The following is an 11049-nucleotide window of genomic DNA, read 5'->3' on the forward strand; positions in this document are numbered from 1 at the left end:
CTAAGCAGCCGCAAAAGAATCAAGATGAGCAGACCAAACAGAAACCAGGTAAATCGAAATAACCTCTCATAACGCAGTTTGACGGAGGCTTTATGGCTGATCGTCCCGACTATATTGATCCCATTCCTGATGATGAACCACTTCCTGGTGGCAGCGATCCCCTCCCGGGCGACACCGATCCACTCCTCCCGGGTGATGACATACCTGATGTGAATGACCCGCTGGATCCGGATGACCCTGATGTGATCAGAAGATAGGGTCAAAAACCGCTTTTCTAAACCGCCTCCGGGCGGTTTTTTGTTGCCCTGAATGGGCATGGGCGGAGATTAAAAACGCTCACATTCAGGATTAACACATCTATTCTTAAACAGGCCTTCGCTTCACCTGCCTGACGAAACATGCCACAATATTCCATACTGTCGGCTAATTTTTTCGCTAAATCAGGATATTAACTGCCCATGAGGGGTAAATACAAAGCCGCAATCGCGCTACTGCTGCTGATCGTTCTTTTGCCGCTGACGCTGCTGCTGACCCTTGCGCAGTGGGTTCCTACGCTTGCCGGGATCTGGCTGCCTGCCGGTACCCGGATCGCGTTTGAAAAAAGCCCGCGCCTGACCCGCAACGCGCTGGTGATCGCCGATCTGCGCTATCTGGTAGACGACTGCGAAATCGCCCGCATCGAAGACGCTACCCTTAGCCACCCGAGCCGCTGGAAAATCGACATCGCCGGGCTGGATCTCAACAGTGCCTGTCTGAGTAAAATCCCCGCCAGTGAGTCCACGCCCGCCGCACCGCGAACGCTGGCCGAGTGGCAGTCGCTACTGCCCAATACCTGGCTGACCATCGATCGCCTGACGCTCTCTCCCTGGCAACAGTGGCAGGGGAAGCTAACCGCCTCGCTGACTCCGACGCGACAGGAGATCGCTTACCACGGAGATCAGTTTAGCCTGCGTGGCACACTCCGGGGACGTTCTCTGACCGTCAGCGACGTCACGCTAAATCTGCCCGATAACCCGCAGCCCGTGACCCTGGTGGGGGAATTTACCCTGCCGCTGGTGCCGGACGGCCTGCCGGTGCAGGGACATGCGGCAGCGACCTTCTCGGTGCCGCAGCTTCCGTCGCTGGTGGATGCCGATCTGGCGTGGCAGGACAATCAGGGCCAACTGGTGATGGTAGAACGGGAGAGCGGCGAGCCGCTGCTGGATCTCCCCTGGCAGATCACGCCCGACCAGTTGACCATCAGCGACGGGCGCTGGCGCTGGGATCGCGCGGGTATTCCGTTGAGCGGTCGCCTGGGGCTGAAGATTGACAACTGGCAGCAGGGCACGGAGCGCGCCGTTATCAGCGGGCGGATGAACGTCCTGACTCAGGGGGATGCAGGGAAAGGCAACGCGGTACTCACCTTTGGCCCCGGCAAGCTAAGTATGGATAACAGCGCCATGCCGCTGCAGCTCACCGGCGTGGCCAAACAGAACGATCTGATCCTCTATATCGGGTTGCCCGCTATGCTGACCGGTAGCCTGGCCGAGCCCCGGCTGGCCTTTGCGCCAGGGGCGCTGCTGCGCTCCCGCGGGCGAATTATTGATTCCCTGAATATCGATGAAGTGCGCTGGCCGCTGGCCGGGGTGGCGCTGACCCGCAAGGGTATCGACGGTCGCCTGCAGGCCATTTTGCGCGTCCATGAACAGGAGATGGGGGATTTCACCCTGCATCTTGATGGCCGGGCGAATGATTTCCTGCCGGATAGCGGCTTATGGCAGTGGCGCTACTGGGGTGAAGGCAACTTCACCCCGATGCAGGCCCGCTGGGACGTGGCGGGCAGGGGCGAGTGGCGCGACAGCGTGATTGAACTCAGCGAACTCTCAACCGGGTTCGACCAGCTGAAGTACGGCTCGATGCATGCCAGCGCCCCGCGAATGGTGCTGGACAGCCCGATCCGCTGGCAGCGCGATCCCGCCCGGCCACACTTCAGCGGCGCATTATCCTTTGACGCTGGGGAAACCACCTTCACCGGCGGCAGCGTATTACCGCCGTCGACCGTCAAATTCAGCGTCGATGGCAGCGATCCTACCCTGTTCCAGTTCAAAGGCACCCTCAACGCCGAAGCGATCGGCCCGGTGCAGCTGAACGGGCGCTGGGACGGGGAGCGTCTACGCGGCCAGGCCTGGTGGCCGAAGCAGTCCCTGACCGTCTTCCAGCCGCTGGTGCCGCCGGACTGGAAAATGACGCTGCGCGAAGGAGAGCTGTACGCTCAGGTGGCGTTCTCCGCGGCGGCCGATCAGGGCTTTGAGGCCGGAGGGCACGGAGTAGTAAAAAGCGGCAGCGTCTGGATGCCAGATAACAAAATTAATGGCGTCGATTTCATTCTGCCGTTCCGCTTCAGCGAAGGCACCTGGTCGCTGGGCACCCGTGGTCCGGTAACGCTGCGGATCGGCGAAGTGATCAATCAGGTTACGGCCCGCAATATCACCGCCGATTTGCAGGGCGACTACCCCTGGAGCGAAGCGAATCCGCTCCTGCTGACCGACGTCAGCGTGGATCTGCTGGGGGGCAAAGTGACCATGCAGCAGCTGCGCATGCCGCAGCACGACGCGGCTCTGCTGCGGGTGAATAACATCTCCTCCAGCGAGCTGATTAGCGCCATCAATCCGAAACAGTTTGCCATGTCCGGGCCGTTCAGCGGGGCGCTGCCGTTCTGGCTGGACAACGACAAGTGGATCATCAAAGATGGCTGGCTGACCAATTCTGGCCCGATGACCCTGCGTCTCGACCAGGACACCGCTGATGCTCTGGTTGCCGATAACAGTGCGGCAGGGGCGATTAACTGGCTTCGCTATATGGAAATTTCGCAGTCGTGGACGACACTCAATGTAGATAATCTGGGTGAATTAACCCTGGCATCGACCCTCCGTGGCGCCAGCCGTTCCGGGGGCCAGACGCAAGCCGTTAACCTTAACTACACCCATCAGGAGAACCTGTTCACCCTCTGGCGCAGCCTGCGTTTTGGCGACAATCTGCAGACCTGGCTGGAGCAACACGCAGCATTACCGGATAACCGCTGCCCGACAGGCAAGGAATGTAAGGAACAACCATGAAAAAGCTGGCCGGTGGGTTCACCGCGATTGTGATCCTGACGCTGACAGGCTGTACGCCGAGGATCGAAGTGGCGGCGTCGAAAGAGCCAATCACCATCAACATGAACGTTAAAATTGAACATGAAATCCATATCAAAGTGGATAAAGACGTCGAGACGCTGCTGAAATCACGCAGCGATCTGTTCTGAGGTAGCCATGAAAAAATTCATCCCGCTGATGATATTGACGCTGGGGCTCTGTGCGCCCGCGCTGGCGCTGACCCTCAACGAGGCCCGCAGTGCAGGGCGGGTCGGTGAAACCCTGAGCGGTTATATTGCGCCACGGAGTCAGGATCGCGAGACGCTGGCGCTGGTGGAGCAGATCAACAAGGCTCGCACCGACAGCTATCAGAAACTTGCCGACAGCAATAACCTTCCGGTGGATGAAGTGGCGAAAATGGCCGGGACAAAGCTGGTATCGCGCGCTAACCCCGGCGAGTATGTCCAGGGGATTAACGGCAAGTGGATGCAGAAGTGATCAGCGGTGGCGTTTGCGGTACTCGCCAGGCGACACGCCAAAACGCTGCTTGAAGGCCGTGGAGAAGTGGCTGTGATCGGTAAACCCCCAGCTGTAGCCAATGCCCGCCAGCTTTTCATCATCGCCGGTGGCGCGCAGCATCTGCGCGCACAGATCCAGACGACGATTTTTTATGTACTGCGCCACCACCAGCCCTTTCTCGGCAAACATTCGGTACAGGCTCCGGACTGACATTCCACACTCCGAGGCAATCCACTCCGGGCGCAGGTGCTCGGCTTGAATATGGTCGTCGATCAGAGTCAGCACATGGGTGAACTGGCGTTCCTTGCGCGGCGTCACGCTGTCACGCTGCTGCAATACCGGGCGCAGCAGGCAAACCATCGCTTCGAGGGCGGCTTCGCTTTCGGTTTCGCTTAATGCCGGGTTGTTCATGCTGTCCTGCAGCAGGCGATAGCTGAGCTGGACGGTGGGCAAGCTGCGGGAGAGTTTTTGCGCGCAGGTCACTTCCTGAAAGCGAAAGTGTTGCTCAAGGATCTGACGTGGCAACAGGAGCGAGATCTGACGTGATTTTTCCGGCCAGTAGATTGAGCAGGGGCGGGAGGCGTCAATCAGGGTGATATCCCCGGCGTTCAGCACAATCTGGCGGTCATCCTGCTCCAGTCCCGCTTCGCCTTCCAGCTGAAACACGGTGTAGAACCAGGCGTCGTTGCTGGTCTTGATCTCCTGACGGGTACGAAACAGATTCACACCGCCGGCAGTAACGGTGCTCAGTTTCAGGTTGCCGGTCCAGGTTGCTTCCAGCTCGCCATAAAACTCACCGCTCATCGGCCGGGCAGCAAAACTGCCGCAAACCTGGTTAATCTGCGCCAGCCAGCGCTGGTAGTTGTCCTGTTCGTCTGCAAACATGTCATACCCGCTACGTCGTCAATGTTTAAACATTGTTGCATTTATGTTTCGAATTACCCGTGACATGGGGCGAAATCCAGGCAAAAACTCCGCTGCCCAACAGAGCGAAACGGCGGTATTGTCGCGTTTTGCGGCGCCTGTCACAGCGGACAAAGCGAATGTCACAGAGATAAAAGCGCATTCGGCAAAGCCATCTTAGACTGCGTTGACACCCTGCGAATAATAAGGAATCGCTATGTCTGATACACAGGTCGACGTACTGCCCAGCGTGCAGCAATTTCTGGATCGCCAACATGGCCTCTGGATTGAGGGACGCCAGTCCGCCTCCGACAGCGAAAAGCGTCTGGAGATTTTTAACCCGGCTACCGGCCAGGTAATTGCCTCGACGGCCGATGCCAGCGCGCAGGATGTGGACCGCGCGGTGATGTCCGGCTGGCGCGCTTTCGTGGCCCGCAGTTGGTCAGGCAAACTGCCTGCGGAACGTGAACGTATTCTGCTGCGCTTTGCCGATCTGGTGGAGCAGCACACCGAGGAGCTGGCCCAGCTCGAGACCCTTGAGCAGGGTAAATCTATTAACATCTCCCGCGCCTTTGAAGTGGGCTGCACCCTGAACTGGATGCGCTACACCGCCGGGCTGACCACCAAAATTTCCGGCAAGACACTGGATCTCTCCATTCCGATGCCGCAGGGGGCCCGCTATCAGGCGTGGACCCGTAAAGAGCCGATTGGCGTGGTGGCCGGGATCGTGCCGTGGAACTTCCCGCTGCTGATCGGCATGTGGAAAGTGATGCCCGCCCTGGCCGCTGGCTGCTCCATTGTGATCAAACCGTCGGAAACGACACCGCTGACGTTGCTGCGCGTGGCCGAACTGGCTAGCGTTGCCGGGATCCCGGACGGCGTCTTTAACGTGGTGACCGGCAGCGGGGCGGTGTGTGGCGCCGCGCTGACCAACCATCCGCATATCGCCAAAGTGAGCTTCACTGGCTCGACTGCCACCGGTAAACAGATTGCGCGCGCGGCAGCGGATCGTCTGATGGGGGTGACCCTGGAGCTGGGGGGTAAAAACCCGGCTATCGTCCTGAAAGATGCGGATCCGTCGTGGGTTATCGAAGGGCTGATGACCGGCAGCTTCCTGAACCAGGGCCAGGTCTGTGCGGCAAGCTCGCGCATTTACATCGAAGCGCCGCTGTTTGATACCCTGGTGAGCGGCTTTGAGCAGGCGGTGAAGTCCCTGAGCGTCGGGCCGGGGATGTCCCAGGAGGCGCACATCAACCCGCTGGTCTCCCGTGCCCACTGTGACAAAGTGCAGACCTTCCTCGACGAGGCGCAGTCGCGTCAGGCCGAGCTGATCGTCGGTAATCGCGGCCCGAACGGCCAGGGGTATTACGTTTCGCCGACGCTGGTGGTCAACCCGGACGCCAGCCTGCGTCTGACCCGCGAAGAGGTGTTTGGTCCGGTGGTGAACCTGGTGCGCGTCGCCGACGGCGAAGAGGCGTTGCGCCTGGCGAACGATACCGAATACGGCCTGACTGCCAGCGTCTGGACGCAAAACATCAGCCAGGCGCTGGAGTATACCGAACGCCTGCAGGCTGGCACCGTATGGGTCAACAGCCATACCCTGATCGACGCCAACCTGCCGTTCGGCGGCATGAAGCAGTCCGGCACCGGCCGCGATTTCGGCCCGGACTGGCTGGATGGCTGGTGCGAAACCAAATCGGTGTGCGTGAGATATTAGGTAAAAGCAAAACGGTCACCTCGGTGGCCGTTTTTAGTGTTTGCGCCCTCTCCCTGTGGGAGAGGGTCGGGGTGAGGGCACCAGGCCGCACAATGCCCGTAGGCCGGGTAAGCACAGCGCCACCCGGCAATTTCTCCGGAAGTAAGTTACGGTGTCACAATATTGAACCAGAACTCAAACTTATCCATATAACCCAGCATGGTATCCAGTTTCGTCCCGTCCCCGGTCACCTTCACCGCACCGCTCTCCTCAGCCTGTTTCAGGGTGGTCTCCTTGAGGATGATTTTATTTAGCGTGTCGCGGTTAAGCGTAATGGTGGCGTCAGCATCAGTGGCTTCGGCATTGGCGGTGTGGTTCAGCACCCCGTTCTCCAGCTCCAGCTTGTACTTCCCGCCGTCACTGCCCAGATCGATATTAAACACCGATTTCGCCGTCCCGGCTTTGTCACCGTTAATATGCACCGCCAGATAGTCGAAGAACATCTCCGGCGTCATCGCCCGCACTGTATCCGGGCTGGCAGTATTCGGGGTCGGGCCTTTCACCACGCCGTTACGCAGTTCCTGCGCCCCGGTAAGGTAGAAGTTACGCCACGGGCCAGACTCCGCCTGATAACCCAACTGCTCCAGCGCATCCGCCTCCAGATTGCGGGCCGCCTGGTTGTTCGGATCGGCAAATACCACTTTACTCACCACCTGCGCCACCCAGCGATAGTTCCCCTGGTCGAAGTCGGTTTTGGCCTTCTGCAGAATGGCATCCGCGCCGCCCATATACTCAACGAATTTCTTCGCACCTTCTTCCGGTGGCAGCTCGTCAAGAGTCGCCGGGTTGCCGTCGAACCAGCCGAGATAGAGCACGTAGGTGGCCTTCACGTCATGGCTCACCGAACCGTAGTAACCGCGGTTCGCCCAGGTGTGTGCCAGCGAATCCGGCAGCTTAAAGTTGGCGGCAATTTCGTCCCGGGTCAGACCCTGATTCGCCATACGTAAGGTCTGGTCGTTGATATAACGGTAGAGATCGCGCTGGCTTTTTAGCAGATTATTGACGTTCTCTTTGCCCCAGGTGGGCCAGTGGTGTTGGGCCATCAGGACTTCTGCTTTATCACCCCAGCGCACAATGGCTTCGTTGATATATTTCGACCACGGCAGCGGCTCGCGGATCTTCGCCCCGCGCAGGGAGTAGGTGTTGTGCAGGGTGTGGGTCACATCCTCGGCAGTCTCGATCAGCTTTTTCTCTTCGATAAACCACAGCATTTCCGACGGCGCTTCCGAGCCCGGGGCGAGCATAAAGTCATAGGTCAGGCCGTCGATGGTCTCCTTCTGGCCATCTTTTTCGATGATATTGGTCGGCGCAAGCAGGGTAACGGTCCCGGCGGAAGTGGTGGTACCCAACCCGGCACCGACCTGGCCTTTGGCATCCGGTTTCAGCAGGTTGCCGTACATGTAGCTGGCGCGGCGGCTCATCACGTTCCCGGCCATAATATTCTCTGCCACCGCGGCTTCCATAAAGCCAGCCGGGGCGTAGATTTTCACCTTCCCGGCTTTAACATCGGCCTCATCCACCACCCCGCGCACGCCGCCGTAATGGTCGACGTGGCTGTGGGTATAGATCACCGCTACCACCGGCTTCTGCCCGCGGTTTTTAAAATAGAGATCCATCCCGACTTTCGCCGTTTCGGCCGACACCAGCGGGTCAACGACGGTCACGCCGGTGGTGCCTTCGATAATGGTCATATTCGACAGATCGAGGTTGCGGATCTGATATACCCCGTCCGTCACCTCAAACAGGCCGCTGATATTAATCAGCTGCGCCTGACGCCATAAGCTGGGGTTGACGGTATCCGGCGCTTTGTCGCCCTCTTTAATAAACGCGTATTGTTGCGGATCCCAGACCACGTTGCCTTGTTCACCTTTGATCACCTCCGTGGGGAGCGGGGCGATAAAGCCCTTATGAGCATCGGTAAAGTCGGTGTTATCGGAGAAGGGCAGTTGACTAAAGAGGGCGTTATTGGCTTGTTGGGTGGCAGCGGCGGCGTCTTTTGGCGCTTCTGCGGCAAACGCAGGAGTGCCAGTGGAAATAAAAAGCCCGGCGAGCGCAAGGCTTCTTGCTATCAGATTGAATCTCATCCTGAAAACCTCTCAATGTGCATACAGCGGCGTAGGGGAAACTTCGCGTGATGACCAGAAAAACGTTTTAAGAAAGGCAACCCGGATGGCATGGGTATGATTAACTATAAGCAGGCAAATACATTCAGCAAATAAATCCGTTAATGATAATTAATTATCGTGCGGCGGAATTGCCCGGCGGCAAGGTAAAAGCAAAAACGGTCACCTCCGGTGACCGTTTTTGTGTTTGCACCCTCTCCCTGTGGGAGAGGGCCGGGGTGAGGGCATCAGGTCGCACAGTGCCCTGGCAATGCCCGGCGGCGCTATGCTTGCACGGGCCTACGGGTTTACTGCCCCTCTTTCTTCTTGCCCAACGACGGCGTTTCGTCGAAGAAGTTCCAGGGTTTGAGCAGGGTATGCACCCACTCGGTTGGCATGATCGGCCACTCCTCCGCCCGCGCCACGTGGGTCGTACCGGTGGTCATCCACACCACGTTATCCTGCTTATCCAGCGACTCGTTATCCTTGCTGAACTGGCCCAGCCCCTGATCCTGGCTGGAGCGGTTCGGGAATTTGCCTTCCGGGTACATCTCGTTCGGATGGTAGCGGGTCACCCACAGCTGTTTATCCATAAAGCTCAGACGGTGATAGATCCACTCGTCCGGGGCGAATTTCGCGCCGGTGGCCACCGGGTGCGTACCGCCCGCATACGGGATGATCTGGTAGGAGACCGGGTTGCCCATGCGGTTCTCCTTGCTGGTGTTGCTCAGCAGACGAATGGTGCCCGGGTCAAATTTTTGCGCCGCCTGCTGCTCGGTATCGATGTTGTACTGGTTGATTTGCAGGGTACTGGTACGTGGGCCGCCCGCGGTGTTCGGCTTCACCTCCGGATCCATTGCCACCAGACTGTTGCTGGTGCCATCCACGTCCATATCCAGACGGAAGTTATAAATGTGCTGGTGGGTGGTCCCGACGATGTTGTGATCGATCAGGGTCCCGTATTTGGTATCCTCTTTGGCGCTCGGGTCGTGCATGGTTTTCGCCGTCACCCCTTTCACCGCTTCGATACCGGTCGCCCCGGCATCGATGCCGATGGTGCCGTTTTCGTGGAACACCCAGTCGAAGATGTAGTCGTAGTTGCCGACGGTACTGATCCAGCGCACTACCAGCTCACGACGCTCGGTGCTGACGTTCGGCTGATTCATCTCCTGGTGCTTATACTCCGGCCCGGCGTAGCGTTCGAAAATCGCCATCGCCCGCGGGATCTCCATCGGCGCTCCGGTGTAATCCGGGATGGTCTGATTCAGCAGCACGGCATTGGACGGCACATCTTTGCCGCGTACCAGCGGGGAGGTCAGGGTGCCCATCCCGTAGTCGCCGGAGTCGAGATAAGCTTTGAAGTACCAGCCCACGTCCGGGTCGCCGTAAGGGACGATCATCCCCCCCAGCGATCCTTCATACATCACCTGGCGTTTTTTGCCGTTGTCGTTAAAGGTCACGGTGGAGATAATCGGCCCGACGCGGGAGTCGAGGCTCAGATGGAAGTCCCAGTTCTGCCAGTGGATCATATTGCCGGTGATGGTGTAGTTCTTGCCTTCCGGCTCAACGATCTCCAGCGGTTTATGGGCGACCGGCTCGCGGTCGCGGCCGTCATAAGGACGAGGCTCCATCGGTACCGGGACAATCGCACCTTCTTCGATTTTGACGATCTTCTTCTCGATCAGATCCACCACCGCCACCAGGTTTTCAATCGGGTGCGCCCAGTAGTTACCGTCGCCCGTGTCCAGATAGCTCACCACTTTCAGCAGGCGATCTTCCTGCTTCAGGCCATCTTTGCCGTCAAAGTAGCCGACGGTCAGCGGGGTGGTCATCACCTTGCCCGGGTCATTGATGCCGCGTTTTTTCAGCGCGTCGGCATACTCCTGGCTGCCGGTGACGATCTTCTGTACCGCCATAAAGTCATCCAGCAGCACCATGCCGTGGGCATCTTTAATCGGCTCCCAGTGCATGATTTTCTTATCTTTCAGATCCACCAGCGCTTCGATAACGAATTTGCCGTCCAGCATGGTGACATTGGCCTGACGCGGCGCATCCACCGCCGTGCCGTTCAGCACGAAGTCCCACACTTTGGCTTTTTCCGGCTCGGCCAGAGCGATCTGGGTAAAGCGGGTATTGGGTTTAAAGTCCGGCGAAGCTTTCACAATCTCGACAGCCTGTTTAATTTCATCTGCGGACAGGGCGTTCAGCGGGTGCGGGGTCTTCTCCACCTGGAAGGTCTGGTCGAGGCCGGACTGGAACACATCGTTGACAAAGGTATCGGAGATCCAGGCCTTGTTGTCCTTCATTACCACCGGTGCCTGTAGGGTGAGCGGTTTACCGTTGACGATGGCGGTGGTTGCGCCCGGCTTCACTTTGATGAATGCCCCGTCTTTGCTGATGGTGTAGATCCCGGCATAGTCATCCCATTTCACATCAGCGCCAAATTCGGCCAGGGTTTTGTCCATCTCGACCATATGCGCCGCGCTACCGTGAGCCAGCACCTGACCGGAAAAGAGACAAGCAACGGCCAACGCCAGCGCCGTTTTACGTGGAGAAAAGATTGAGGAGCTTCCCATGATTAACCTCTGTTGTATGTGTTGTTATCCACTCGGGACCGCTGTTCTGCGCGCGGTTTATTCATTGCCAACATAGCAAT

8 protein-coding genes are annotated in these 11049 nt (G+C 58.5%); 5 read left to right on the forward strand and 3 right to left on the reverse strand.

Annotated features, from left to right (window positions below; genetic code table 11):
• Window positions 1-92 precede the first annotated feature (92 nt).
• The 4 genes from LG383_RS07005 (at window position 93) to LG383_RS07020 (ending at window position 3611) form a co-directional block, all read left to right on the forward strand.
• Window positions 93-257 carry a hypothetical protein gene (locus LG383_RS07005; RefSeq protein ID WP_166182623.1) on the forward strand — a complete coding sequence of 55 codons (165 nt, stop codon included), beginning with the start codon at window positions 93-95 and terminating at the stop codon, window positions 255-257.
• Between the two features lie 201 nt (window positions 258-458).
• Window positions 459-3095: a YdbH family protein gene (locus LG383_RS07010; protein WP_225758647.1), complete on the forward strand. Its 2637-nt coding sequence runs from the start codon at window positions 459-461 to the stop codon at window positions 3093-3095.
• Complete coding sequence (locus LG383_RS07015) at window positions 3092-3283, forward strand: YnbE family lipoprotein (protein ID WP_059307766.1); 192 nt, start codon at window positions 3092-3094, stop codon at window positions 3281-3283. The genes LG383_RS07010 and LG383_RS07015 overlap by 4 nt, the downstream gene beginning before the upstream one ends.
• A 7-nt stretch (window positions 3284-3290) precedes the next feature.
• Window positions 3291-3611, forward strand: coding sequence for a YdbL family protein (locus tag LG383_RS07020; protein WP_106993077.1), 321 nt, complete (start codon window positions 3291-3293; stop codon window positions 3609-3611).
• Here the strand turns inward: LG383_RS07020 and feaR are convergent, their stop codons facing one another.
• The gene (gene feaR, locus LG383_RS07025) at window positions 3612-4517 is read right to left on the reverse strand and encodes a transcriptional regulator FeaR (protein WP_225758648.1); all 906 of its coding nucleotides are present in this window, start codon (window positions 4515-4517) and stop codon (window positions 3612-3614) included. It abuts the gene before it with no gap.
• Window positions 4518-4752: 235 nt separating this feature from the next.
• Between feaR and LG383_RS07030 the strand changes: the two genes are divergently transcribed.
• A complete protein-coding gene (locus tag LG383_RS07030) occupies window positions 4753-6252 on the forward strand; it encodes an aldehyde dehydrogenase family protein (protein ID WP_225758649.1) in 1500 nt (499 codons plus the stop codon).
• Between the two features lie 146 nt (window positions 6253-6398).
• Here the strand turns inward: LG383_RS07030 and LG383_RS07035 are convergent, their stop codons facing one another.
• Both LG383_RS07035 and tynA read right to left on the reverse strand, forming a co-directional pair.
• The gene (locus LG383_RS07035; protein WP_225758650.1) at window positions 6399-8375 is read right to left on the reverse strand and encodes an alkyl/aryl-sulfatase; all 1977 of its coding nucleotides are present in this window, start codon (window positions 8373-8375) and stop codon (window positions 6399-6401) included.
• A 326-nt stretch (window positions 8376-8701) separates the two neighbouring features.
• Window positions 8702-10969, reverse strand: a complete 2268-nt coding sequence (gene tynA / locus LG383_RS07040) for a primary-amine oxidase (RefSeq protein ID WP_225758651.1) — start codon at window positions 10967-10969, stop codon at window positions 8702-8704.
• Between the last annotated feature and the right edge of the window lie 80 nt (window positions 10970-11049).

The organism is Leclercia sp. Marseille-Q4284, from assembly GCF_916618945.1.
GTDB lineage: Bacteria > Pseudomonadota > Gammaproteobacteria > Enterobacterales > Enterobacteriaceae > Enterobacter > Enterobacter tamurae.

Coding starts and splice junctions, on each gene's coding strand:
- LG383_RS07005 (WP_166182623.1), top strand. CDS start 93: ATGGCTGATCGTCCCGACTATATTGATCCCATTCCTGATGATGAACCA.
- LG383_RS07010 (WP_225758647.1), top strand. CDS start 459: ATGAGGGGTAAATACAAAGCCGCAATCGCGCTACTGCTGCTGATCGTT.
- LG383_RS07015 (WP_059307766.1), top strand. CDS start 3,092: ATGAAAAAGCTGGCCGGTGGGTTCACCGCGATTGTGATCCTGACGCTG.
- LG383_RS07020 (WP_106993077.1), top strand. CDS start 3,291: ATGAAAAAATTCATCCCGCTGATGATATTGACGCTGGGGCTCTGTGCG.
- feaR (WP_225758648.1), bottom strand. CDS start 4,517: ATGTTTGCAGACGAACAGGACAACTACCAGCGCTGGCTGGCGCAGATT.
- LG383_RS07030 (WP_225758649.1), top strand. CDS start 4,753: ATGTCTGATACACAGGTCGACGTACTGCCCAGCGTGCAGCAATTTCTG.
- LG383_RS07035 (WP_225758650.1), bottom strand. CDS start 8,375: ATGAGATTCAATCTGATAGCAAGAAGCCTTGCGCTCGCCGGGCTTTTT.
- tynA (WP_225758651.1), bottom strand. CDS start 10,969: ATGGGAAGCTCCTCAATCTTTTCTCCACGTAAAACGGCGCTGGCGTTG.